This window comes from Streptomyces sp. NPDC104202, assembly GCF_055584185.1.
The window spans coordinates 1-24294 of sequence record NZ_JBVJMN010000091.1 but is presented as its reverse complement, the minus strand read 5'-3'; the positions used below and the strand labels follow the sequence as shown (position 1 = coordinate 24294).

General features: G+C 70.1%; 23 protein-coding genes. 10 read left to right on the top strand and 13 right to left on the bottom strand.

The genetic code is table 11. The annotated features are described in order from the left end of the window. Positions 1–128 precede the first annotated feature (128 nt). The 3 genes from ACZ60W_RS35155 to ACZ60W_RS35145 form a co-directional block, all read right to left on the bottom strand. Positions 129–1388 carry an MFS transporter gene (locus ACZ60W_RS35155; RefSeq protein ID WP_469759475.1) on the bottom strand — a complete coding sequence of 420 codons (1260 nt, stop codon included), beginning with the start codon at positions 1386–1388 and terminating at the stop codon, positions 129–131. A gap of 75 nt (positions 1389–1463) precedes the next feature. Continuing rightward, on the bottom strand, positions 1464–2546 hold the full coding sequence (locus tag ACZ60W_RS35150) for an inositol-3-phosphate synthase (RefSeq protein ID WP_469759474.1): 1083 nt from the start codon (positions 2544–2546) through the stop codon (positions 1464–1466). Between the two features lie 48 nt (positions 2547–2594). Beyond that, complete coding sequence (locus ACZ60W_RS35145; protein WP_366303044.1) at positions 2595–3275, bottom strand: PadR family transcriptional regulator; 681 nt, start codon at positions 3273–3275, stop codon at positions 2595–2597. 369 nt (positions 3276–3644) lie between these two features. On the opposite strand from ACZ60W_RS35145, the gene ACZ60W_RS35140 reads away from it, so the two are divergent. Both ACZ60W_RS35140 and ACZ60W_RS35135 read left to right on the top strand, forming a co-directional pair. Then, positions 3645–6377 carry a transglycosylase domain-containing protein gene (locus tag ACZ60W_RS35140; protein WP_469759473.1) on the top strand — a complete coding sequence of 911 codons (2733 nt, stop codon included), beginning with the start codon at positions 3645–3647 and terminating at the stop codon, positions 6375–6377. Between the two features lie 111 nt (positions 6378–6488). After that, positions 6489–8033 (top strand): glycosyltransferase family 87 protein, encoded by a 1545-nt coding sequence (locus tag ACZ60W_RS35135; protein WP_469759472.1) that lies wholly within the window; start codon positions 6489–6491, stop codon positions 8031–8033. Between the two features lie 15 nt (positions 8034–8048). On the opposite strand, the gene ACZ60W_RS35130 is transcribed toward ACZ60W_RS35135, so the two are convergent. The 3 genes from ACZ60W_RS35130 to ACZ60W_RS35120 all read right to left on the bottom strand — a co-directional run bounded on the left by ACZ60W_RS35130 (position 8049) and on the right by ACZ60W_RS35120 (position 10706). Beyond that, positions 8049–9080 carry an alanine racemase gene (locus ACZ60W_RS35130; protein ID WP_469759471.1) on the bottom strand — a complete coding sequence of 344 codons (1032 nt, stop codon included), beginning with the start codon at positions 9078–9080 and terminating at the stop codon, positions 8049–8051. Between the two features lie 73 nt (positions 9081–9153). Further along, positions 9154–10272: a lipid II:glycine glycyltransferase FemX gene (locus tag ACZ60W_RS35125; protein ID WP_469759470.1), complete on the bottom strand. Its 1119-nt coding sequence runs from the start codon at positions 10270–10272 to the stop codon at positions 9154–9156. 119 nt (positions 10273–10391) lie between these two features. Continuing rightward, complete coding sequence (locus ACZ60W_RS35120; RefSeq protein ID WP_402458032.1) at positions 10392–10706, bottom strand: hypothetical protein; 315 nt, start codon at positions 10704–10706, stop codon at positions 10392–10394. Positions 10707–10990: 284 nt separating this feature from the next. Between ACZ60W_RS35120 and rpsF the strand changes: the two genes are divergently transcribed. From rpsF to rplI, 4 genes are all read left to right on the top strand, one after another. Beyond that, positions 10991–11281, top strand: coding sequence for a 30S ribosomal protein S6 (rpsF, locus tag ACZ60W_RS35115; protein WP_005482942.1), 291 nt, complete (start codon positions 10991–10993; stop codon positions 11279–11281). A 74-nt stretch (positions 11282–11355) separates the two neighbouring features. Beyond that, positions 11356–11949 (top strand): single-stranded DNA-binding protein, encoded by a 594-nt coding sequence (locus ACZ60W_RS35110; protein ID WP_469759469.1) that lies wholly within the window; start codon positions 11356–11358, stop codon positions 11947–11949. A gap of 55 nt (positions 11950–12004) precedes the next feature. Next, positions 12005–12241: a 30S ribosomal protein S18 gene (rpsR, locus tag ACZ60W_RS35105; protein ID WP_005315025.1), complete on the top strand. Its 237-nt coding sequence runs from the start codon at positions 12005–12007 to the stop codon at positions 12239–12241. Positions 12242–12259: 18 nt separating this feature from the next. Further along, a complete protein-coding gene (gene rplI / locus ACZ60W_RS35100) occupies positions 12260–12706 on the top strand; it encodes a 50S ribosomal protein L9 (protein WP_469759468.1) in 447 nt (148 codons plus the stop codon). A gap of 104 nt (positions 12707–12810) precedes the next feature. Here the strand turns inward: rplI and ACZ60W_RS35095 are convergent, their stop codons facing one another. Beyond that, a complete protein-coding gene (locus ACZ60W_RS35095) occupies positions 12811–14148 on the bottom strand; it encodes an MATE family efflux transporter (RefSeq protein WP_469759467.1) in 1338 nt (445 codons plus the stop codon). A gap of 442 nt (positions 14149–14590) precedes the next feature. Between ACZ60W_RS35095 and dnaB the strand changes: the two genes are divergently transcribed. Further along, positions 14591–16054: a replicative DNA helicase gene (dnaB, locus tag ACZ60W_RS35090; RefSeq protein ID WP_024760422.1), complete on the top strand. Its 1464-nt coding sequence runs from the start codon at positions 14591–14593 to the stop codon at positions 16052–16054. Positions 16055–16114: 60 nt separating this feature from the next. On the opposite strand, the gene ACZ60W_RS35085 is transcribed toward dnaB, so the two are convergent. After that, the gene (locus ACZ60W_RS35085) at positions 16115–16681 is read right to left on the bottom strand and encodes a dihydrofolate reductase family protein (RefSeq protein ID WP_469759466.1); all 567 of its coding nucleotides are present in this window, start codon (positions 16679–16681) and stop codon (positions 16115–16117) included. A 145-nt stretch (positions 16682–16826) separates the two neighbouring features. Between ACZ60W_RS35085 and ACZ60W_RS35080 the strand changes: the two genes are divergently transcribed. Continuing rightward, positions 16827–18209, top strand: coding sequence for a serine hydrolase domain-containing protein (locus ACZ60W_RS35080; RefSeq protein WP_469759465.1), 1383 nt, complete (start codon positions 16827–16829; stop codon positions 18207–18209). A gap of 73 nt (positions 18210–18282) precedes the next feature. Here ACZ60W_RS35080 and ACZ60W_RS35075 read toward each other — a convergent pair whose 3' ends face one another. The 3 genes from ACZ60W_RS35075 to ACZ60W_RS35065 form a co-directional block, all read right to left on the bottom strand. Next, positions 18283–18735, bottom strand: coding sequence for a GNAT family N-acetyltransferase (locus ACZ60W_RS35075; RefSeq protein ID WP_469759464.1), 453 nt, complete (start codon positions 18733–18735; stop codon positions 18283–18285). A gap of 86 nt (positions 18736–18821) precedes the next feature. Further along, a complete protein-coding gene (locus tag ACZ60W_RS35070) occupies positions 18822–19298 on the bottom strand; it encodes a MarR family winged helix-turn-helix transcriptional regulator (protein WP_469759463.1) in 477 nt (158 codons plus the stop codon). 87 nt (positions 19299–19385) lie between these two features. After that, entirely contained in the window at positions 19386–20249 is an 864-nt protein-coding gene (locus ACZ60W_RS35065; RefSeq protein ID WP_469759462.1) for a GNAT family N-acetyltransferase, read from the bottom strand. Between the two features lie 100 nt (positions 20250–20349). Between ACZ60W_RS35065 and ACZ60W_RS35060 the strand changes: the two genes are divergently transcribed. Both ACZ60W_RS35060 and ACZ60W_RS35055 read left to right on the top strand, forming a co-directional pair. Further along, entirely contained in the window at positions 20350–21003 is a 654-nt protein-coding gene (locus ACZ60W_RS35060) for an HAD family hydrolase (protein WP_469759461.1), read from the top strand. 109 nt (positions 21004–21112) lie between these two features. Then, positions 21113–22501, top strand: a complete 1389-nt coding sequence (locus tag ACZ60W_RS35055) for a globin domain-containing protein (protein ID WP_469759460.1) — start codon at positions 21113–21115, stop codon at positions 22499–22501. Between the two features lie 57 nt (positions 22502–22558). Here ACZ60W_RS35055 and ACZ60W_RS35050 read toward each other — a convergent pair whose 3' ends face one another. Beyond that, positions 22559–23038 (bottom strand): NUDIX domain-containing protein, encoded by a 480-nt coding sequence (locus ACZ60W_RS35050; protein ID WP_469759459.1) that lies wholly within the window; start codon positions 23036–23038, stop codon positions 22559–22561. 35 nt (positions 23039–23073) lie between these two features. After that, a complete protein-coding gene (locus tag ACZ60W_RS35045; protein ID WP_469759458.1) occupies positions 23074–23970 on the bottom strand; it encodes a LysR family transcriptional regulator in 897 nt (298 codons plus the stop codon). Positions 23971–24294 lie beyond the last annotated feature (324 nt).

The following is a 24294-nucleotide window of genomic DNA, read 5'->3' as shown; positions in this document are numbered from 1 at the left end:
TGCTTACTTTGCACGTATTGCGTGGTCTCCCCCCCCGTCCCCCCCCCCCCCCCCCCCCCCCCCCCCCCCCCCCCCCCCCCCCCCCCCCCCCGCCCGCGCGAGGGAGGGGTGGTGTTTCACGTGAAACATCACCCCTCGGCGCGTTCACCGCGCAGGGTCAGAGCGATCGAGGCGTAGATCAGGGCCACCAGCACGACCAGGAGCCCGGAACGGCCGTCGGGCGGCAGCATCAGGGCGGCGACTCCTGCCGCGCCCACGAAGGCGACGTTGAACAGCACGTCGTAGAGGGAGAAGACACGCCCCCGGTAGGCGTCGTCCACAGCGGTCTGCACCACCGTGTCCGTCGCGATCTTGGCTCCCTGGGTGATGAGCCCCAGGACGAAGGCGGCCACGAGGAAGGGGACCGGGGCGAAGGTCAGGCCGAGGGCCGGCTCGACGACGGCTGCGGCCGCGGCGCACAGGGTCATCCAGCCGAAGGGCCCGAACCGGCCCACCGCCCAGGGGGAGAGGAGCGCGGCGGCGAAGAAGCCCGCTCCGGAGGCGGCGACGGCGATCCCGAGCAGCCCGAGCCCCTCGGCGTCGGTGGAGCTCCAGGTGTAGCGGCACAGCATGAGCACGGTGACGAGCAGGGCGCCGTAACAGAAGCGCATGAGGCCCACCGCGATGAGCGCCCGGGCCGCGGGACGACGCTCGGAGAGGTGCCGGAGCCCCGCGACCAGCCCGCGGGCGGTGGAGGCCACCGCCGAGCGGAGGCGTTGCGGGACGAGGACGGGGTCGGGTCCCAGGAGCTCCCGGGACATCCGCAGGGAGGCCAGGGCGGAGCAGAGGTAGAGCAGGGCGCCGAAGGCCACCACGACCGCGTCGGAGTCGTCGGCGATCAGGCGGACGCCGAAGGCGAGGCCGCCGCCGATGGTCGCGGCGAGGGTGCCGGCGGTCGGGGAGAGCGAGTTCGCCACGACCAGCCGTTCGTCGTCGACGACGCGCGGCAGCGAGGCGGAGAGCCCGGCGAGGACGAAGCGGTTGACGGCGGTGACCGAGAGCGCGGAGGCGTAGAAGAGCCAGTCGGGCACGGAGGCGAGGATCAGGACGGCGGTCCCGCAGGCGAGCAGGGCGCGGAGCAGGTTGCCGTACAGGAAGACCTGGCGTCGCGGCCACCGGTCGAGGAGGACGCCGGCGAACGGCCCGACGAGCGAGTACGGGAGCAGGAGGACCGCCATGGCCGACGCGATGGCGGCGGGGGAGGTCTGTTTCTCGGGGGAGAAGACGACGTACGTGGCCAGGGCCACCTGATAGACGCCGTCGGCGCACTGGGAGAGCAGCCGGACGGCGAGCAGGCGGCGGAAGTTCGTCAGGCGCAGGAGTACGCGCAGATCACGTACGACGGACATGGCAGCAAGACTCACATACGAAGAGGGCCCCCGGGCAGTGCCTCGGGGACCCTCGATCGACAAGCGTGCGGCGCTTTAGCGCTCGACCTCACCCTTGATGAACTTCTCGACGTTGGCCAGGGCCTCGTCGTCGAAGTACTGCACCGGCGGGGACTTCATGAAGTACGAGGACGCCGAGAGGATCGGGCCACCGATGCCCCGGTCCTTGGCGATCTTCGCGGCGCGCAGGGCGTCGATGATGACACCGGCGGAGTTCGGGGAGTCCCACACCTCGAGCTTGTACTCGAGGTTCAGCGGGACGTCGCCGAAGGCGCGGCCCTCGAGGCGCACGTACGCCCACTTGCGGTCGTCCAGCCAGGCCACGTAGTCCGACGGACCGATGTGGACGTTCTTCTCGCCCAGCTCGCGGTCGGGGATCTGCGAGGTGACGGCCTGCGTCTTCGAGATCTTCTTGGACTCGAGGCGCTCGCGCTCGAGCATGTTCTTGAAGTCCATGTTGCCGCCGACGTTGAGCTGCATGGTGCGCTCAAGACGGACACCGCGGTCCTCGAACAGCTTCGCCATCACGCGGTGCGTGATGGTCGCGCCGACCTGGGACTTGATGTCGTCGCCGACGATCGGGACGCCCGCCTCGGTGAACTTGTCCGCCCACTCCTTGGTGCCGGCGATGAAGACCGGGAGGGCGTTGACGAACGCGACCTTGGCGTCGATGGCGCACTGCGCGTAGAACTTCGCGGCGGCCTCGGAGCCGACGGGCAGGTAGCAGACGAGAACGTCGACCTGACGGTCCTTGAGGATCTGGACGATGTCGACCGGCTCCTCGGCGGACTCCTCGATGGTCTGGCGGTAGTACTTGCCGAGACCGTCGAGCGTGTGACCGCGCTGGACCGTGACGCCGTTGCTCGGGACGTCGCAGATCTTGATGGTGTTGTTCTCGCTGGCGCCGATGGCGTCCGAGAGGTCGAGGCCGACCTTCTTCGCGTCGACGTCGAAGGCGGCGACGAACTCGACGTCACCGACGTGGTAGTCGCCGAACTGGACGTGCATCAGGCCGGGCACCTTGGTCGCCGGGTCGGCGTCCTTGTAGTACTCGACGCCCTGCACCAGCGAGGCGGCGCAGTTGCCCACGCCGACGATGGCTACGCGAACCGAACCCATTCCGGTTGCTCCCTGTGTGATCGTGGAAGCCCTGCTGTGCGCAGGGTTTCACTTTGCGGTGTCGTCGGACGGATCCGGCCGGGTACTGCCCCCGTGCCGGGGCAGGCCGCCCGTTTCTCCAGAATCGTTGTCGTGCAGAGCGGGGGCGTCGGAGCCGGATCGCTGATCCCGCCCCGCCCTCTCGCTCTCGATGAGCTCGTTCAGCCAGCGCACTTCGCGCTCCACGGATTCCATGCCGTGGCGCTGCAGCTCAAGCGTGTAGTCGTCCAGGCGCTCGCGCGTCCGGGCCAGGGAGGCGCGCATCTTCTCGAGGCGCTCTTCCAGCCGGCTGCGGCGGCCCTCCAGGACCCGCATCCGCACCTCGCGTTCGGTCTGACCGAAGAAGGCGAAGCGGGCGGCGAAGTGCTCGTCCTCCCAGGCGTCCGGGCCGGTGTGGGAGAGGAGCTCCTCGAAGTGGTCCTTACCTGCCGGCGTCAACCGGTAGACGATCTTGGCTCGGCGTCCTGCGAGTGAAGCGGCGAGGGCCTCCTCGGGGGCGCTGCCCGGTTCCTCGATCAACCAGCCGTTGGCGACCAGCGTCTTGAGGCAGGGATACAGCGTTCCGTAGCTGAAGGCCCGGAACACGCCCAGCGAGGTGTTGAGGCGCTTTCGCAGCTCGTACCCGTGCATCGGGGCCTCGCGGAGCAGTCCGAGGACGGCGAACTCGAGGATGCCGGAGCGTCTGCTCATCCGTCGCCTCCTCCGCTTCCGTGGGCCTTATGCCGTGCTGATGTATCGAGTCGATACATCAGCACGATAGAACGGCCGAACTGTCTCGACAAGCGGACCCACCGTGACCGGCGTCACATCATCGATTCACAGCGTTCGACTTGCCTGTTTTGGGTGGAAGTCCGGGTCTCCGTGGGTTTTGGCCGTGCGTAGTCTGTGCGGCATGCAGACCACCGGGAACCGAGCGACGCCGTGGGGCGTCAGTGCTGCGGGTGACCGGCTGCGGTACGGATGGGCCTCCGATGGGGTGCCGTGCGTGCACATTTCGGGGGGACCGGAACTCAACTGCCGCTTCCAGGCGTACGCGCCTGCCCGAGGAGTAGTCGTTCGATGAGCGAGCATCGTCGCAAAATGCCGCCGCAGCAGCCGCCGACGGGTGGGCGCGCGGCGGCACGGCGCGCTGCCCAGCAGCCGGTGGGCCGCAGGTCGGCCCCGGCCCATGACGCCGGTACGGGAGCCCCCGAGGCCTCGTACGGGCCACCTTCCTCCCACGGGGAGGAGCGTCCCTACGGCGGTCGCGCGGAGGCCCGCCGGGCCGCCCAGCGCGGCAGCCGGCGCAGGGGTGCCGAGACCGGTCCCGGCGGCCCCGGTGGTTCCGGCGGGGGCCGTCGTGGCGGTGGCGGCGGTCGTGGCAGCGGTCCGGGGCGCGGCTCCGGCGGCCCGCCGCCCGGCAAGAAGCGGGTGATCGACTACCCGCGGTACGGCAAGTACGGCTGGCGTCGCTGGATGCCCTCGTGGAAGCTGGTCACGGGCACGTTCCTGTTCTTCGCGGCGAGCCTGATGGGCGCGGCCGCGTTCGCGTACTCGCAGGTGGAGATTCCTGACGAGGCCAAGACCGCGACCTCGCAGAACAACATCTACTACTGGGCCGACAAGACCCGCATGGTCGCCACCGGCAGTGGCACCAACCGGCAGATCGTTCCCATCGCGCAGATCCCGATGTCCATGCAGAACGCGGTGATCTCCGCGGAGAACAAGACGTTCAACGACGACTCGGGCGTCGACCCGATGGGTATCGCACGCGCCGTGTGGAACATGGCCAAGGGCGGCGAGACCCAGGGCGGCTCGACCATCACCCAGCAGTACGTGAAGAACAACCGCCTCGACGACCAGTCGCAGACCCTCACCAGGAAGGTGAAGGAACTCTTCATCTCCATGAAGGTCGGCAACGAGGTCGAGAAGCCCGAGATCATGGCGGGCTACCTCAACACCTCGTACTACGGACGGGGTGCCTACGGCATCCAGGCCGCGGCGCGCGCGTACTTCAACAAGGACGCCAAGGACCTCGACCCCAGCCAGTCGGCGCTGCTCGCCTCGGTGCTGAAGGGCGCGACGTACTACGACCCCGCCGGCTACCCCGAGATCGACTCCGAGGCCACCGCTCAGAAGAACACCGAGCGGGCCACCAAGCGGTGGAAGTGGATCCTCGACGAGATGGAGAAGGACGGCCACCTCACGGCCGCCGAGCGGGCGAAGTACACCACCTTCCCGAAGGTCGCGAAGCCCGGCCAGAACGCCAACCTGAGCGGTCAGATCGGCTACCTGGTCAGGACCGCGAACGCCAACATCAAGACCCAGTTCGGCATCAGCGTCCAGGACCTGGAGCGCGGCGGCTACGAGATCTTCACGACCTTCGACAAGAACAAGGTCGCCAAGCTCGAGAAGTCGGTCCAGAAGATCCTGGACAAGCACATCGACCCGAAGAAGCGTCCCCAGGACGACACCCACGTCCAGTTCGGCGGCGCCTCCGTCGACACGGCGACCGGGAAGATCGTCGCCCTGTACGGCGGCGCCGACGCCACCAAGCACTTCAGCAACAACGCCGACGCCACCGGCGCCATGGTGGGGTCGACGTTCAAGCCCTTCGTGCTCGCCGCCGCCATGAAGTACGGCGTCCGGGACCCCGAGCTGGGGCCGGTGCAGGACGAGTCCAGCCGCACGCTCGTGGACCCCGACAAGAGCCGCTACTCCGGTAAGAACGGCCTGGTCGTCCGGAAGTACAACGGCGACACCTGGGTCAACGAGAAGGGCGAGCAGTGGAAGCAGACGAATGACGAGTTCGCCAACTACGGCGCCATCTCGCTGCGCGAGGCGATGATCCACTCCGCCAACTCGCCGTACGTCCAGCTGGGCATGGACATCGGCATCAGCACGGTGCGCCAGACGGCCGAGGAGGCCGGCCTCCTGGAGAGCTCGCTCGTCCAGGGCGAGGTCCCGTCGTTCTCCCTCGGTATCTCCAGCCCGAGTGCCATCCGCATGGCCGGCGCCTACTCCACCTTCGCCAACGGGGGCAAGCAGAACGACCCCTACTCGGTCGAGAGCGTGAAGAAGGAGGGCGTCGTCATCAAGGAGCACAAGGCGGAGACCAAGCAGCCCTTCACTCCGGCGATCGCCAGCCAGGTCACCGACGTCCTCCACGACGTCGTCGAGAAGGGCACCGGCACCAAGGCCCGCATCCCGGGCCGTGACGTGGCCGGCAAGACCGGTACGACCGACGCCAACATGTCGGCCTGGTTCGTGGGGTACACCGCGCAGCTGGCGACGGCGATCGACATGTACCGCTACGACGACGACGACACCAAGAAGGACCGCAAGTTCGAGGACATGTACGGCACGGGTGCGCAGCCGAAGATCCACGGCTCGTCGTTCCCCTCGCGGATCTGGCAGGACTACATGTCCCAGGCCGTCGAGGGCATGCCGCTCGTGAAGTTCCCCGAGCCGATGGACATCGAGAACTCCGAGCCCGTCTTCGGCGGCGGTGCCAGCAGCCCGACGCCGACGCCGACGGCCACGCCGACCCCCACCGAGTCGACGATGCCGACGACGACCCCGCCGGCGACGGCCACGACGACTCCCCCGGTGACCAGGACCCCGAAGCCGGGCAAGACGACCTGTGACATCTGGGACTGGGACTGCAACAACCCGGGGAACCCGGGCGGCAACACCGGTCAGCCGACGACCACACCACCCACCACCGGCACACCGACGCCGACCGGCACGGCGACGGACGACAGCGGCGGGAACGGGAACGGCAGACCCGGTGGCGGGGTCTTCGTCCCCTGACCCCCGGCCGGGCGCTCTTCGAGGGCCGTCGCGTCCGCTCCGTATCTTCCGTACGGAGCGGCCGCGGCGGCCCTCGCCGTTTTCACGGGGACGTACGGCAGGATGTCCCCCATGCCGAGCCTCCAGAAGACGAGCGCGCCGCAGGACGGGCCGCAGGACCGTTCGCGGACGGTCAGTCCCACCCGACGGGACAGGGTCGCCGCCGCGGGCAGCGAACTGATCGGCGGGCCCTACGGGCGCCGGGCGCTCCCCGGCACCGGGCAGTTCACGGCGGTACGGGTCATCGCCCTCGTGGCGATCGGCATGTTCGCCCTCGGCATGGTGCAGAAGCTGCCCTGCTACAACTGGGCCTGGTTCCGCGGGACGGCGTCCCAGTACACCCACGCCTGCTACTCCGACATCCCGCACCTCTTCGCGGGACGGGGCTTCGCGGACGGCCTGGTGCCGTACTTCGACCGGCTGGGCGGCGACATACCGTTTCTGGAGTACCCGGTCCTGACGGGTCTGTTCATGGAGGTCGCGGCCTGGCTGACGCCGGGCGGCGGCAGCCCGGAGGAGAACGAGCGGGCGTACTGGCTGGCCAACGCGGGGCTGCTGATGGTCTGCGCGGCCGTCCTCGCGGTCTGCGTGGCCCGCACGCACCGGCGGCGTCCCTGGGACGGGCTCCTGGTCGCCCTGGCGCCCTCGGTGGCCCTCACCGCCACGATCAACTGGGACATACTGGCCGTCGCGCTGACGGCCGCCGCCGTCCTGATGTGGTCCCGTGAACGGCCCCTGGGCTTCGGCATCCTGCTCGGCCTCGCCACCGCCGCCAAGTTCTACCCGATCCTGCTCCTGTGGCCCCTGCTGCTGCTCTGCTGGCGGTCCGGGAAGTGGCGGGAGTACGGGACCGCGGTGCTCGGCTTCGCGGGCTCCTGGCTGGTCGTGAACCTGCCGGTGATGCTGCTCGCGCCCGAGGGGTGGAAGCAGTTCTACGTGTTCAGCCGGGACCGGAACGTGGACTTCGGGTCGGTCTGGCTGCTGATCAGCCAGCGGACGGGCATGTCGATCCCGCCGGACCGGGCCAACCTGTACGCGCTGCTGCTGATGGTGGTGGCCGCGGCCGGGATCGCCTACCTGGCGTTCACCGCGCCGCGCAGGCCCCGCTTCGTGCAGCTGGCGTTCCTGGTCGTCGCGGCCTTCGTGCTGACCAACAAGGTCTACTCGCCGCAGTACGTCCTGTGGCTGGTGCCGCTGGCCGCGCTGGCCCGCCCGCGCTGGCGCGACTTCCTGGTCTGGCAGGCGTGTGAGGTCGTGTACTTCCTCGGCATCTGGATGTACCTGGCGTTCACGAGCAGCGGCAACAAGCAGGGCCTGCCGGTGGACGGCTACCAGTTCGCGATCGTGCTGCACCTGCTCGGCACGCTGTACCTGTGCGCGGTGGTCGTGCGCGACATCCTGGCGCCCGAGAAGGACCCGGTGCGGCAGGACGGCTCGGACGACCCCTCGGGGGGCGTCCTGGACGGCGCCGACGACCTCGTGGTCGCGGGAAGGGCGGCCCACCCGGCCCGGCACGCCGCGCCGGCGGCGGAGGAGGGCCGGCGGGTGCGGTGGGGTACTTCCGAGGAGCCCCACAACCCGTGGAGCGCCCCCCGGGAGCAGGACTCCCGGGGGTGAGGGGTTCCGGCCGGCTCAGCGCTCGACGAGCCGGTCGAACTGCGTCGTGGTGTGGCGCAGGTGCGCCACCAGCTCGTCGCCGACCCGGGGCTCCTCGGCGTCGGCGGGCACGAACAGGATCGACACCTGCATGTGCGGCGGCTCGGCGAACCACCGCTGCTTGCCCGCCCAGACGAAGGGCGACAGGTTGCGGTTGACGGTGGCGAGCCCGGCGCGGGCGACGCCCTTGGCGCGCGGCATGACACCGTGCATGGCCTTGGGGGCCTCCAGGCCCACGCCGTGCGAGGTGCCGCCGGCGACGACGACCAGCCAGCCGTCCGAGGCGGCCTTCTGCTGGCGGTAGCCGAACCGGTCGCCCTTGGCCACCCGGGTCACGTCCAGGACGGAGCCCCGGTACTCGGTGGCCTCGTGGTCGCCCAGCCAGAGGCGGGTGCCGATCCGGGCGCGGAAGCGGGTCTGCGGGAACTGCTGCTGGAGCCGGGCCTGCTCCTGGGCCCGCAGGTGGCTCACGAACATGGTGTGCAGCGGCAGCCTGGCGGCTCGCAGGCGGTCCATCCAGGCGATGACCTCCTCGACCGCGTCCGTGCCGTCGGGGCGGTCCAGCGGGAGGTGGAGGGCGAAGCCCTCCAGGCGGACGTCCTCGATGGCCGCGTGGAGCTGCTGGAGCTCGTTCTCGTGGACGCCGTGCCGCTTCATCGAGCTCATGCACTCGATCACGACGCGGGCGCCCACGAGGGCCCGGACGCCGTCCACGGACGACACCGAGCGGATCACGCGGTCGGGCAGCGGAACCGGTTCTTCACCCCGGCGGAACGGGGTGAGGACCAGCAGGTCGCCGCCGAACCAGTCCTTGATCCGTGCGGCCTCGTACGTGGTGCCCACGGCGAGCATGTCGGCGCCGAAACGGGCCGCCTCGTCCGCGAGGCGCTCGTGCCCGAAGCCGTACCCGTTGCCCTTGCAGACCGGGATGATCCCCGGGAACTGGTCGATGACGGTCTTCTGGTGCGCGCGCCAGCGAGCGGTGTCGACGTAGAGGGAGAGCGCCATGGCCGGCCCGGAACCTTTCTGGTGGCTGCGGTGTGTCGGAGATGTGTACGAGAGTACGAAGCCTACGGAACGGTCAGCGGCGCGACATGTAGATGTCGAGCGCCTTGTGCAGGAGCTTGTTCAGCGGGAAGTCCCACTCGCCGACGTACTCGACGGCCTCGCCGCCCGTGCCGACCTTGAACTGGATGAGGCCGAAGAGGTGGTCGGTCTCGTCGAGCGAGTCCGAGATGCCGCGCAGGTCGTAGACGGTCGCGCCCATCGCGTACGCGTCGCGCAGCATCCGCCACTGCATCGCGTTCGAGGGCCGGACCTCACGGCCGATGTTGTCGGAGGCGCCGTAGGAGTACCAGACGTGGCCGCCGACCACGAGCATCGTCGCGGCGGAGAGGTTCACGCCGTTGTGGCGGGCGAAGTACAGCCGCATGCGGTTGGGGTCCTCGCTGTTGAGGACGGTCCACATGCGCTGGAAGTACGAGAGCGGGCGCGGCCGGAAGTGGTCACGGACGGCCGTGATCTCGTAGAGGCGCTGCCACTCGGCCAGGTCCTCGTAGCCGCCCTGGACGACCTCGACACCGGCCTTCTCGGCCTTCTTGATGTTCCGGCGCCACAGCTGGTTGAAGCCCTTGAGGACGTCGTCGAGCGAGCGGTTGGCGAGCGGGACCTGGAAGACGTAGCGGGGCTGGACGTCGCCGAAGCCGGCGCCGCCGTCCTCGCCCTGCTGCCAGCCCATCTTCCGCAGCCGGTCCGCGACCTCGAAGGCGCGCGGCTCGATGTGCGTGGCCTCGACGTCCTTGAGGCGCTTGACGTCCGGGTCCTGGATGCCGGACTTGATGGCGGCGGAGTCCCAGCGGCGGATGACGACCGGCGGGCCCATCTTCACGGAGAAGGCGCCCTGGTGCTTGAGGTGCGCCAGCATCGGCTGCAGCCAGTCGTCCAGGTTGGGCGCGTACCAGTTGATGACCGGGCCCTCGGGCAGGTAGGCGAGGTACCGCTTGATCTTGGGGAGCTGGCGGTACAGGACCAGGCCGGCGCCGACGAGTTCGCCGTTCTTGTCGAACCAGCCGAGGTTCTCCGAACGCCACTCGGTCTTCACGTCAGCCCACGCCGGGACCTGGCAGTGGCTCGCCGCGGGCTGGCTCTGGATGAATGCCAGATGCTGCTCACGGCTGATGGTCCTCAGGGTCAGGCTCATGCGGGGCGCTCCTCGGCAGGTGTGTCCCCATCGGTCAGGGGCTCCGGCTCTCGCGCCGAAGCCTACTGTGACCGGGGAGCGCCCCGGATGGGCGTGTACGCCCTGACGTGCCCCTGGGCTCAGCTGATGACGCCGCCGAAGAGGCCGCCGTGCGCCATGCCCAGATAGAAGCCGAACGCCGAGGCGCCGAGTCCGAGCACCAGCAGGAAGCGCTCGCGCGTCGTCGCGGAGATGAACTGTCCGTAGGCACCGGTCAGGATGCCGATCAGGCCCGACCAGGAACTCAGCAGGTGGAGGTTGTCGAACATCGCGGTGACGAAGGCGATGACGCCCAGGACGAGCGTCACGCCGACCAGGGCGTCCTGGAGGGGGTGGGGCTTGCCGTCGGTCGCGAAGAGGGAGTGGCCGGGGTCGGGTCGCATTGCCTGTGCCATGGGGCACCTCCTGGCGTTGCCGCGCGAGGGCGGCGCATCGAGCGCCGCCGACATCCGTTGTGTACAGATTGCGTCCCCTCACCGGGGAATTTCAACCGCAGGCCGATGTGCGGGTACTCTGTACAGCTGCGCCGGTGTCTGCCCAGGTCCCTCCGGGATCCCCGACGGCCCCTCTCGCTCGCCGAGGGGGATTGTCAGTGGTGGTGGGTACCGTCGCTCACGCATCACGACCCTCCTGCCACGGAACGACCGTGGCCGCTGAGTCCAAAGGAGGTGGGTTCCACATGCGTCACTACGAGGTGATGGTCATCCTCGACCCCGATCTGGAGGAGCGCGCTGTCGCCCCCCTGATCGAGAACTTCCTCTCCGTCGTCCGTGAGGGCAACGGAAAGGTCGAGAAGGTCGACACCTGGGGCCGTCGTCGTCTCTCGTACGAGATCAAGAAGAAGCCCGAGGGCATCTACTCGGTCATCGACCTGCAGGCCGAGCCTGCGGTCGTCAAGGAGCTCGACCGCCAGATGAACCTGAACGAGTCGGTCCTCCGGACCAAGGTCCTCCGTCCCGAGACCCACTGAGCTTCTAGCTCAGAGGTCATCGGGTCCGAGTAGCAACAAAGCAGCCAGAAGCAAACCCGCCGAGAGGTTCCCCCATGGCAGGCGAGACCGTCATCACGGTCGTCGGCAATCTTGTCGACGACCCCGAGCTGCGCTTCACCCCGTCCGGTGCGGCGGTCGCGAAGTTCCGTATCGCGTCCACCCCCCGCACCTTCGACCGTCAGACCAATGAGTGGAAGGACGGCGAGAGCCTCTTCCTCACCTGCTCGGTCTGGCGTCAGGCGGCGGAGAACGTCGCCGAATCGCTCCAGCGAGGCATGCGCGTCGTCGTGCAGGGCCGGCTGAAGCAGCGGTCCTACGAGGACCGTGAGGGCGTCAAGCGCACGGTCTACGAGCTGGATGTCGAGGAAGTCGGCCCCAGCCTCAAGAACGCCACGGCCAAGGTCACCAAGACCACCGGTCGAGGCGGCCAGGGTGGATACGGCGGCGGCGGCCAGCAGGCCGGCGGCGGCGGTGGCGGCGGCTGGGGTGGAAACTCCGGCGGTTCCCAGCAGGGTGGCGGCGGTGCTCCCGCCGACGACCCGTGGGCGACCGGCGGCGGTGCTCCCTCCGGCGGCGGCCAGCAGGGCGGCGGAGGCGGCTGGGGTGGAAACTCCGGCGGCGGCTACTCGGACGAGCCCCCCTTCTAGGCATCGCCTGGAAGCAGCTCGTACCCCCACTTCTTGATCACACAGGAGAAACACCATGGCGAAGCCGCCTGTGCGCAAGCCTAAGAAGAAGGTCTGCGCGTTCTGCAAGGACAAGACCGCGTACGTGGACTACAAGGACACGAACATGCTGCGGAAGTTCATTTCCGACCGTGGCAAGATCCGTGCCCGCCGCGTTACCGGCAACTGCACGCAGCACCAGCGTGACGTCGCCACGGCCGTGAAGAACAGCCGTGAGATGGCGCTGCTGCCCTACACGTCCACCGCGCGATAAGGGAAGGGTGACCGAAAAATGAAGATCATCCTCACCCACGAGGTCTCCGGCCTCGGTGCCGCTGGCGACGTCGTCGACGTCAAGGACGGCTACGCTCGCAACTACCTGGTCCCGCGTGGTTTCGCGATCCGCTGGACCAAGGGTGGCGAGAAGGACGTGGCGCAGATCCGCCGCGCCCGCAAGATCCACGAGATCGCGACCATCGAGCAGGCCAACGAGATCAAGGCCCAGCTCGAGGGCACGAAGGTGCGCCTGGCCGTTCGCTCCGGCGACGCCGGCCGTCTCTTCGGCTCCGTGACCCCGGGTGACATCGCCTCGGCGATCAAGTCCGCGGGTGGCCCCGACGTCGACAAGCGTCGCGTCGAGCTCGGCTCGCCGATCAAGACCCTGGGCTCGCACCAGGTGTCCGTGCGTCTGCACCCCGAGGTTGCCGCGAAGCTCGGCGTCGAGGTCGTCGCCGCGTAACGCTGCCCCAGGCAGTCTGCGCTCAGCAGTGAGGAAGGGCCGCACCCCTCGGGGTGCGGCCCTTCCGCTGTTTCACGTGAAACGGGATGTTCCACGTGAAACCTTCAGCGTGTGGCGCCGGTGACGATCCAGCGGCCGGAGCGGGTGCGCAGCCAGAGCGTCAGCAGCCGTACGGTCATCATCAGGGTCATCGCCCACCAGAGGGCGGTCAGTCCTCCGCCGAGTGCCGGGACCAGCAGGGCCACGGGGGCGAAGACGGCGAGGGTCAGGAGCATCGCCCAGGCCAGGTAGGGGCCGTCTCCCGCCCCCATGAGGACGCCGTCGAGGACGAAGACGACGCCGGAGATCGGCTGGGAGAGGGCGACGACGAGGAGGGCCGGCAGGAGGGTGTCCTGCACGGTCACGTCCCGGGTGAAGAGCGGGACGAACAGGGGACGGGCGACGATCAGGACCGCCCCGAGCACCACACCGGAGAGCACGCCCCACTGGACCATCCGGCGGCAGACCTGGCGGGCGCCCTGGGCGTCGTCCGCGCCGAGGTAGCGGCCGATGATGGCCTGTCCCGCGATGGCGATGGCGTCGAGCGCGAAGGCCATCAGGCTCCACAGGGACAGGATGATCTGATGGGCGGCGACTTCGATGTCGCCCATGCGGGCCGCCACGGCGGTGGCGATCATCAGGACCGCACGGAGCGAGAGCGTGCGGACGAGCAGCGGGACGCCTGCCTGGGCGGAGGCGCGGATGCCCGCGGCGTCGGGGCGGAGGGAGGCCCCGTGGCGGCGAGCGCCCCGGACGACCACGACGAGGTAGACGGCGGCCATGCCGTACTGGGCGATCACCGTGCCCCAGGCGGAGCCCGCGATGCCCAGATCGGCGCCGTAGACCAGCCCGACGTTGAGCACGGCGTTGGCCGCGAAGCCGCCGATGGCCACGTAGAGCGGTGTACGGGTGTCCTGGAGGCCGCGCAGGACGCCGGTGGCGGCCAGGACCACGAGCATCGCGGGGATCCCCAGGCTGGAGACGCGGAGATAGGTGACCGCGTAGGGGGCGGCGGTGTCGGAGGCTCCGAAGACGTCGACCAGCCCCGGGGCGGTGGGCAGCGTCAGGATGACGACGGCGGCGCCGAGGAGGAGCGCCAGCCAGATGCCGTCCATGCCCTGCCGGATGGCGGCCTGGAGGTCGCCCGCGCCGACCCGGCGCGAGACCGCCGCCGTGGTCGCGTAGGCGAGGAAGACGAAGACGCTGACCGCGGTGGACAGCAGGGCGGCTGCGATCGCGAGGCCCGCGAGCTGAGGGGTGCCGAGGTGGCCGATGATGGCGCTGTCGACCATCAGGAACAGCGGTTCGGCGACGAGGGCGCCGAACGCCGGCAGGGCGAGGGAGACGATCTCGCGGTCGTGCTGTCGACGGACGGCCTTGGAGGTCACGGGGGCCTGGCTCATGGGGTCAATCTAATCTTCCACAGGTAAGTGATGCAATGCATCCGTGATCCTTACTTTTCGGTGGTGCGAGGCTTCGGGTGTGGGCCGTTTGTTCTGATCTTGAATCGGGGGGCGAACTTTTTCTCCCCCACAGCCCGTGGACGGAGAAAGTGCAGGTCAGGTGGGTGAGATCGAGGGTCTTATGAGTTTGTCCACATGGCTGTCCCCCGCTCCGTGCACAGGTTCCGGCGAGTTCTCCACAGCATCTGGCCCTTCACCCACAGGGCCTGTGGATAACCAGATTGGCTGACGCTCCCCGCGGGCCTACCGTGGTCCGGCGCCCGACGCGCCAGAAGCGGTCGCAAAGCCACTCGTTGATCAAGGCTGTGGCGTAAGAAAGAGTGGCAGGGCGAGGTCCGCGGAGCGGACGGGAGGAGGTGGCTTGGTGACGATGACCGAGTCCATGGACGACCCTTGGGCCGACAGCGGACCGAGCGACCGGCTGCCCACCCGTACCCGCGGAGAGGGGCGCGGCCGGGGCCGCGGCCGCGACGACCAGCACGAGCGCGGCAACGACGGCCCGTGGGACGGCGGACTCTCCGGATTCGAGCGCGTCCCCCCGCAGGACCTCGACGCCGAGCAGTCCGTCCTCGGCGGCATGCTGCTCTCCAAGGACGCCATCGCGGACGTCGTGGAGATCATCAAGGGCAACGACTTCTACAAGCCGGCCCACGAGACGGTCTACGCGGCGATCCTCGACCTCTACGCCAAGGGCGAGCCGGCCGACCCCATCACGGTCGGCGCCGAACTCACCAAGCGCGGCGAGATCACCCGGGTCGGCGGAGCCTCCTACCTCCACACCCTGGTCCAGTCGGTCCCCACCGCGGCCAACGCCTCCTACTACGCGGAGATCGTCCACGAGCGGGCCGTCCTTCGGCGCCTCGTCGAGGCCGGCACCAAGATCACGCAGATGGGCTACGCGGCCGACGGCGACGTCGACGAGATCGTGAACTCGGCGCAGGCCGAGATCTACGCCGTCACCGAGCAGCGCACCACCGAGGACTACCTGCCGCTCGGCGACATCATGGAGGGGGCCCTCGACGAGATCGAGGCGATCGGCTCCCGCAGCGGCGAGATGACCGGTGTGCCCACCGGCTTCACCGACCTCGACTCGCTCACCAACGGTCTGCACCCCGGCCAGATGATCATCATCGCGGCCCGTCCCGCCATGGGTAAGTCGACCCTCGCGCTGGACTTCGCCCGGGCGGCGTCCATCAAGCACAACCTGCCCAGCGTCATCTTCTCCCTCGAAATGGGCCGCAACGAGATCGCGATGCGGCTGCTCTCGGCCGAGGCCCGGGTCGCGCTCCACCACATGCGCTCCGGCACGATGACCGACGAGGACTGGACGCGGCTCGCCCGCCGGATGCCCGACGTCTCCCAGGCGCCGCTCTACATCGACGACTCGCCGAACCTGTCGATGATGGAGATCCGGGCCAAGTGCCGGCGGCTCAAGCAGCGCAACGGTCTCAAGCTGGTCATCATCGACTACCTGCAGCTGATGCAGTCCGGCGGATCCAAGCGGCAGGAGAGCCGTCAGCAAGAGGTCTCCGACATGTCGCGAAACCTCAAGCTCCTCGCCAAGGAGCTGGAGCTGCCGGTCATCGCGCTCTCCCAGCTGAACCGTGGCCCCGAGCAGCGCACCGACAAGAAGCCGATGGTGTCCGACCTGCGTGAATCCGGCTCGATCGAGCAGGACGCCGACATGGTCATCCTGCTGCACCGTGAGGACGCCTACGAGAAGGAGTCCCCGCGCGCCGGCGAGGCGGACATCATCGTGGGCAAGCACCGTAACGGTCCGACGGCCACCATCACCGTCGCCTTCCAGGGCCACTACTCGCGCTTCGTCGACATGGCGCAGACCTGACCGAGGCCCCTGGAGGGTCCGCCTCGGGTGCGGTGCGGCCGTGGGGCCGCGGGGAGCCGCTCAGCGCCGCGTCTCGTACCGGGTGAGGACCACGCCGCCGGGAAGCGTCCGCGTCTCCAGCAGGTTCAGGTTCACCCAGTTGTCCAGCGCGGTGAAGAACGGTGTGCCGCCGCCCACCAGGACCGGATGGGTGGCGATCACGTACTCGTCGATCAGCCCCGCGCGCAGGGCCGACGCGGCGAGCGTCGCGCCCCCGATCTCCATGGGCCCGCCGTCCTCGGCCTTGAGCCGGGTGATCTCCGCGATCGCGTCGCCGGTGACCAGGCGGGTGTTCCAGTCGACCTCGTCGATCGTCGAGGAGAACACGACCTTCGACTTCTCCCGCCAGGTCCGCGCGAACTCGATCTCCGCCGGGGTGGCGTCGGGCTGCTGGTCGCCGGTCGGCCAGTAGGAGCTCATCGTCTCCCACAGCTTGCGCCCGTACAGCGACAGGGTGTTCGCCTGCTCGTGGCCGAGCCACCACCGGAACAGCTCGTCGCTCGGCGGGCCACTCCAGCCGATGTCGTCGCCGACCGCGGCGATGTAGCCGTCCAGGGTCAGGTTCATGCCGTAGACCAGTTTCCGCATGGCCCAGCCTTCCGTCCGTGGGGTCCGGCGTCGAGGCCAGCGTGGCGCCGAGGGTCCGGGCATGCAAGATCGACATGGGGTGAGGGGCGAGATTCCGCAGTTCGTGTCGGGAAGCTTCGTATGTGACATCGTGTTGGATCGTTCCGTGACGACATCTTTCGAAGCTTTGCTGCCCGGTACCGAGCGCGCCCTGCTGCACCGAGTGGCGGTGGCCCAGGCCGAGGGGCGGGCGCCCTCGCTCGTGGGTGCGGTGGTCCGCGACGGGGCGTTGGTCTGGAGCGGCGCGCGGAGTTGCGTGGACGGCCACGCACCGGACGTCGACACGCAGTTCAGGATCGGGTCCCTCACCAAGGTGTTCACCGCCGTGCTGGTGATGAGGCTGCGGGACGAGGGACTGCTCCGGCTGGAGGACCCGCTGGAGCGGCACCTCAAGGGGACGGGCGCGGGCGAGGTGACGATCGCTCAGCTCCTGGGTCACAGCGGGGGACTCGCGGCCGAGACGCCCGGCGCGTGGTGGGAGCGGTCGTCCGCGACGCTCCGTCCGGAGCTTTCCGACGTCCTGGGGGAGCAGCCCTTCCTCCAGTCCCCCGGCCGTCGGCACCACTACTCCAACCCCGGTTACACGCTGCTCGGTTCGCTGGTGGCGGCGGTGCGGGGAGTGACCTGGGAGGAGGCGCTCCGGCGCGAGATCCTGGAGCCGCTGGGGATGGGCCGCACCACCGTGGACCCCGTCGCCCCGCATGCCGGGGGCTGGGCCGTGCACCCCTGGGCCGATGTGATGCTTCCGGAGCCGTCCGAGGACCTCGGGCTCATGGCGCCGGCCGGCCAGCTCTGGTCGACCGCGGCCGACCTCGCCCGGTTCGGCGCGTTCCTCGCGGCGGGCCACGAGGGCGTCCTCGCCCCGGCCTCCGTGGCGGAGATGAGGGCGCCCGCCGCCGCGGCCGGTGAGGGCGACTGGGAGGGAAGCTACGGGCTCGGTCTCCAGCTGGTCAGCCGGGACGGGCGGACCCTGATCGGCCACACCGGTTCCCTGCCGGGCTTCGTCGCCTGTCTGTGGGTGAGCGTGGAGGACGGTCTCGCGGGGATCGCCCTCGCCAACGCCACCTCGGGGGTTCCTGCCGGCGCCGTGGCCGCCGATCTCGTACGGATCGTGGCGGAGGCCGAGCCGAGGTTCCCGCAGCCGTGGCGGCCCCTGCCCGAGGCGGAGGTCGATCAGGAGCTTCTGGCGCTCACGGGGCCCTGGTACTGGGGCACGTACTCCTACGTGCTGCGTCTCGGGTCCGAGCGGGGCGTGGTGCTCGAACCGCTGCGGGGCCCCGGTCGCCGGGCACGCTTCCGGGCGCTTCCCGAGGGCGGTTGGGTCGGGCTCAACGGCTACTACGAAGGGGAGACCCTCCGGGTGGTGCGGCGCCCCGACGGCGGTGTGAGCCATCTCGATCTCGGTTCGTTCGCGTTCACGCGGGAGCCGTACGCGCCCGAGGACGCGGTGCCGGGCGGGGTGGACGAGGCCGGCTGGCGCGGTCTCTGAGCCGGTTCGGGCGGTTTCACGTGAAACAGCGTGCCGGGTGCGTCGCCCGGCACGCTGGTGTCCACGGGACGGCTCAGAGGCTCTTCTTGAAGCCCACGTGGGAGGCCTCGAAGCCCAGTCGCTCATAGAAGCGGTGGGCATCGGTGCGGGTGACGTCCGAGGTCAGCTGGACCAGTCGGCAGTCCTGGCGGCCGGACTCCTCGACGGCCCACTCGATGAGCTGGGTGCCCAGGCCGCTGCCGCGCTCGTCGGAGTGGATGCGGACGCCCTCGATGATCGAGCGGGTCGTGCCCTTGCGCGACAGGCCGGGGATCACCGTGAGCTGAAGGGTTCCGACGACCTTCTCGCCGCGGACGGCCACGACGACATGCTGGTGGGGGTCGTTCGCCAGACGCTCGAAGGCCGAGAGGTACGGCGTCAGGTCATCGGGGGACTCCCGCTGCGCGCCCAGCGGGTCGTCGGCAAGCATGGCGACGATGGCCGGGAGGTCCTGGGCGGTGGCGGGGCGTATCTCAAGATCGCTCATGCCTCGCAGCGTACGCCCAGCCCGTCGGTACGTCGTGGGTGGTCAGGCCGGAACGCGTGGGTGGTCAGGCTGGAACGCGTGGGTGGTCAGGCCGGGACGCCGACGCCCTTCAGGGCTCCCGCGCCTTCGACGACCTGGACCAGCGGGGCCAGCTCGGGGTTGGTGGCGGCGTCGTCGAGGGCCTCGCGAAGCGCGCTGTCGTTGGTCGGACGGGCCTCTTCGAGCAGCTTCAGGCCGGCTTCGGTGACATCGGTGTAGATGCCGCGCCGGTCGGTGGCGCAGAGGTACCGGGTGAGCAGCCCCCGGTCCTCCAGGCGCGTGACCAGCCGGGTCGTGGCGCTCTGGCTCAGGACGACGGCGTCGGCGACCTGCTTCATCTGGAGGTGGCCGCCCGGGCCGCTGTGCTGGCGGCTGAGGACGTCGAGGAGGGAGTACTCCCGCACGCTCAGACCGTGTCCCGACTCCAGCGCGCGCTCCAGGTGGGATTCGATCCGGCCGTGCAGCAGGGAGAGGGCGCACCAGCGCTGGGAGAGCGCGGTGAGTGCGGGGTCTGTGGCGGTCATCGTCTCTCCTCGGCACGGGTGGCTCTGCAACCAGGGTAGACGATCCGCCGCAATAATGCGCGTGTGCAAGTAAATGGTCGAGACGGTCTAGCCGGCAGCGACGGTCAGGGGTGCGAAGCGGCGGCTCCAGTCGCCGGGGAGGCCGGGGGCGGACCTGACCATCACCGCGTTGAAGGCGATGGCGTCGAGGCCGTTCTCCTTGACCCAGCTCAGCAGCGCCGTATGGCGCACGTCGATGTCTGTGCGCAGGGGGCGGTCGGAAGCTGCGGCCAGCGAGCCGATCAGGGCCTGGGCCGTTTCGGGGTCCCGGGCGATCAGCGGGCCGATGACATGGGTGTCCATGTTGGGCCAGGCCGCCGCGAAGCCGGTGATCTCGCCGTCCTCCTCGGCGACGCGGAGGTGGTCCGCGAAGGCCGGGAGCCGGGTGATCAGCGGGGTGCGGTCCAGGCCGAAGATCTCGTGGTCCAGGCGCAGGATCGCCTGGAGGTCCTCCGCCGTCGCCGGGCGCACCGGGACGGCGGGGGCCGGCGTGCGGAAGGAGAAGCGCCCGCGCACCATCTCCGCGCGGCCCGTCTGCGTGAACCCGAGCTCCTCGTAGAGGGGCTGCCCGTTCGGGGTGGCGTGCAGGGTGAGAGGGGTGTCACCGGACTCCGCCAGGATGTGGCGCATCAGACGGCGCCCCACGCCCCGGCGTGCGTACCGCTCGGAGACGAGCACCATGCCGATCGCCGAGAGTCCGGGGCCGTACGAGGTGACCACGGCGCAGGCGAGCAGTCCGTCGCCGTCGGGATCGTCGATGCCGTAGCCGGTTCCCACGGTGAGGAGGAAGCCCCACTTGTGCTCCTCACGGGGCCATCCCCGGTTCTCGGAGAGGTCGGCGCAGGCGAGGAGGTCATCGGCGCCGAGGCGTCGGACGGGGAGCTGAGCGAGAGCGGCGGGGCTGGTCGGCATGTCCTTCAGGCTGTCCGACGCGGTGATCTTCCGTCCACCGCTTTACGGGATCCGGCCGACAGCCGGGGAGGCGTTGCTTCCATCCCGCGGCACACGGACCATGTTTCACGTGAAACCTCGAACGCGGCGCCTGCACCTCTTCGACCTGGACGGCACCCTGATCCGGGGGTCGGCCGCAGCGGTGGAGATCTCCCGGCAGCTGGGTGTCGTCGAGGAGATCGCCGCTCTGGAGCGCGGCTTCCTGGAGGGCCTCACGCCCGACGAGTTCGCCGTCCGTGCCCGGGAGCTCTGGGGCGAGCTCACCCCCGAGCAGGTCGTGGCCGCCTTCGACGGGGCGCCGTGGCTGGCGGGGATCCCTGAGGTCTGGGCGGACATCAGGGCCCGGGGCGACCGCTGCGCCGTCATCTCGCTCTCTCCCGACTTCTTCGTCGAGCGGCTCCTGGCCTGGGGTGTCGACACGACCCACGGTTCGGTCTGGCCCGCCGTCCCCTTCCGCGCAGCCATCCACCGGCCCGGCATCCTCGATGCCGCCGCGAAGGTGCGGATCGCCCGAGAGCTGTGTGCGGGGTACGGCGTGGATCCGGCCGACTGCGTCGCGTACGGAGACTCGATGTCCGACGCGGAGCTCTTCGCGCTCGTCCCGGACACCGTGGCCGTGAACGCGGACCACCACCTCGCCGGGCTGTCCCGCCACAGCTACACCGGAGGGGATCTGCGCGAGGCCTACGCACTCGTCCGAAACAGCGCAGCTTAGCCACAATCCCGGCTCATTGGCCCGAGAACTCCGCTTTCCGCCCGGAGGTGGTCAGCGAAGGGTCATGCTGCGAACACGGAAGCCGGCCAGCGCGAGGGCGAGGCACAGGATGGATGCTCCGACCACCACGACGGCCGCAGAACACGCGGACCGACGCGAGAGCCAGACATCGTACGGGCCCAGGGCCCCCTACGAACCCGAGCCATCGGACGACCCCGAGGCTCATCGGGCGGCCCCGACGGCCCCGACGGCCCCGACGGCCCCGACGGACCGGGTGGAGCCGGCGGACGACGCGGAGGACCGGAGACCGTCCGAGGGCGACGGACCGGTGGCCGCGGAGAGACCCGACGAACCCTCGCCGGGCGCCACGGTGCTTCGAATATCCGGAGGAGCCTCCGCGGACGCCCTGCTCGTCCGGCGGACCCTGGCGGAGGTCGCGCCGATCGCCGACAAGGTGACCTCGTACTTCTACGCCCTGCTCTTCGTCCGGAACCCGGACCTGCGCGAGATGTTCCCGGTGGCGATGGACACCCAGCGGGACCGGCTCCTCAAGGCACTCCTGACCGCCGCCGAGCACATGGACGACGTCCCGGTCCTCACCGCGTACCTGCAGAACCTCGGCCGCGGGCACCGCAAGTACGGCACCCGGTCGGCGCACTACCCGGCCGTCGGCGAGGCGCTCATCGGCGCGCTCACCCGCTACGCCCCGCAGAGCTGGGACGGGCAGACCGAGGCGGCCTGGGTCCGCACCTACACGACGATCTCCCAGATCATGATCGACGCGGCGGCGGAGAACGAACGGACCGCCCCTGCCTGGTGGCAGGCCGAGGTGGTCACCCACGACCTGCGGACCCCGGACGTGGCCGTCGTGACGCTCCGGCCCGACCAGCCGTACCCGTTCCTGGCGGGGCAGTACACGACGCTGGAGACGCCGTGGTGGCCCCGGATCTGGCGGCACTACTCCTTCGCCTCCGCGCCCCGGCCCGACGGCCTGCTGACGCTGCACGTGAAGGCGGTCCCGGCCGGCTGGGTGTCGAACGCGCTGGTCCACCGGGCCCGCCCCGGGGACGTGCTGCGCCTCGGCCCGCCGGCCGGGTCGATGACGGTCGACCACGCCACGGACACCGGTCTGCTCTGTCTGGGCGGCGGCACCGGCATAGCGCCGATCAAGGCCCTGGTCGAGGACGTGGCGGAGCACGGGGACCGGCGCCCGGTCGACGTCTTCTACGGCGCTCGCCACGGGCACGACCTCTACGACATCGACACGATGCTGCGGCTCCAGAAGACCTTTCCCTGGCTCTCGGTGCACCCGGTCACCGAGGCGCAGGGCCGGCTTCCGGACGCGGTGTGCCGCTACGGCCCCTGGAACGAGCGCGACGCCTATCTCTCCGGCCCCCTGGGCATGGTCCGGCGCGGGGTGGACGCCCTGCGCGGAGCGGGTGTCCCGTCGGAGCGCATCCGCCACGACTTCCTCACGGAGCTCGCCACGGCGGGCTGAGGGGCACCCCCGGCCCGCCGGATGGCGCCCGCCCCGGCACGGTCCGACCGACGTGTGTCAGCCCAGGTCCGGCGCGTGCATCGCGCGGACGCCTTCGATGTTGCCGTCGAGGTAGTGGCGCAGGGAGAGGGGCACGAGGTGGACGGCGGCGATGCCGACCCGGCTGAACGGCACCCGGACGATCTCGTACTCGCCGACCGGCTCGTCCATCTCGGGACCGTGCCGCAGCGAGGTGTCCATGGAGCCGAGGCGGCAGACGAAGAAGTGCTGGACCTTCACGCCGGAGACCCCGCCGTCGACGATGTGCTCGATGGTGTCGACGAAGCAGGGCACCACATCGGTGATCTTGGCGCCGAGCTCCTCGTGCACTTCGCGGTGCAGGGCTTCGACGACGGTGGAGTCGGTGGGCTCCACGCCGCCGCCGGGGGTGACCCAGTAGGGGTCCATCCCGGGCTTGGTGCGCTTGATGAGGATCAGGTCGTCCCCGTCGAGCAGGATGGCGCGTGCGGTGCGCTTGATCACGGGACGTTCGTTCATGGGAAGAAAATGGCCCGTCCGGGGTGTCCTGAAACTCACCAGGCGGTGGCGGCGCGCAGCAGTTCCTCGTGGGCCCGCGCCAGCGGGGACAGGGCGAGCGTGCCCGTCCGCGCCGCCAGGAAGTAGGTCCGCAGCGGGGGCACCGGGGGGTCGATCAGCGTCACGAGCCGCCCCGCGGCCAGGTCCTCCTCGCAGAGGTAGCGGGGCAGTACGGCGAGACCGGCGCCCGCGACGGCGGAATCCCGCACGGCCCGCAGGTCGGGTGCGATCACGGTGGCCGTGTCCGCCGGCTTGGTCTCGAAGACGGCGGACCAGTAGCGGGAGACGAAGGGCAGCGACTCGTGCACCTCGACCACCGGGAGCTGCTCCAGGACCACCGAGCCCCGGCCGGGCAGCACCTCGGGGGAGAGCCGGGCCGCCCAGCGCTCCGCCGCGACCAGGACGTGCTCCTCGTCGCACAGCGGTGTGGAGACGAGCAGCCCGCCGCGCGGGCGGGAGGTGGTGACGGCCAGATCGTGGTGGCCCGCGGCGAGTCCGTCGAGGATCTCCTGGGTGTCGCCGAGGAAGGTGGCGCGGACGGCGAGTCCCTGGCCGACGAGCGGGGCGAGGGCGGGCAGGATCCGCAGCGCGGTGAACTCCGGGGGCCCGGCGACGTGAAGGGTGCGCAGGCCGTTCTCGGCGTCGAGACGGGCCTCGGCGATCTCGGCCAGGGCGTCCAGGTGCGGGGCGGCGCGGTGGGCGAGCTCGTCGCCGACGGTGGTCGGCGTGACGCCGCGGGCCTGGCGGAGGAAGAGGGGGCGGCCCAGTTGCCTCTCCAGCGTGCGTATCTGGCTGGTGACGGCCGGCTGCGAGAGACCGAGGAGGGCGGCGGCGCGGGTGAAGGAGCCGGCTCGGTGCACCGCGACGAACGTGCGCAGCAGGGCCAGATCCATGTCCGTCCCCTCCCGGCCGGTGGCCGTTCGACTCAGGCGGTCGGCTGACAGCGCCTCAGGAACGTCCAACTATAAATAAGTCGATAGGTCTCTGTCGCTACCGTGATTGGACACTGACGCACAGTCAACTAGCCTTGTTCGAGCGGTCTCCGCGCGTGGAACCGAGGCGTTCCGAGCCACGAGGGGGGAGGCTCGGAGCGCCTCGTTCCGTGGGGGGGGGGGGAAGGGGGGGGGGGGGGGGGGGGGCGAGGGGGGGGGGGGGGGGTTTCTGGGGGCCGCAAAAGAGGGGAAAAGAAACAACCTGAGACCCCCCCCCCAGAATCC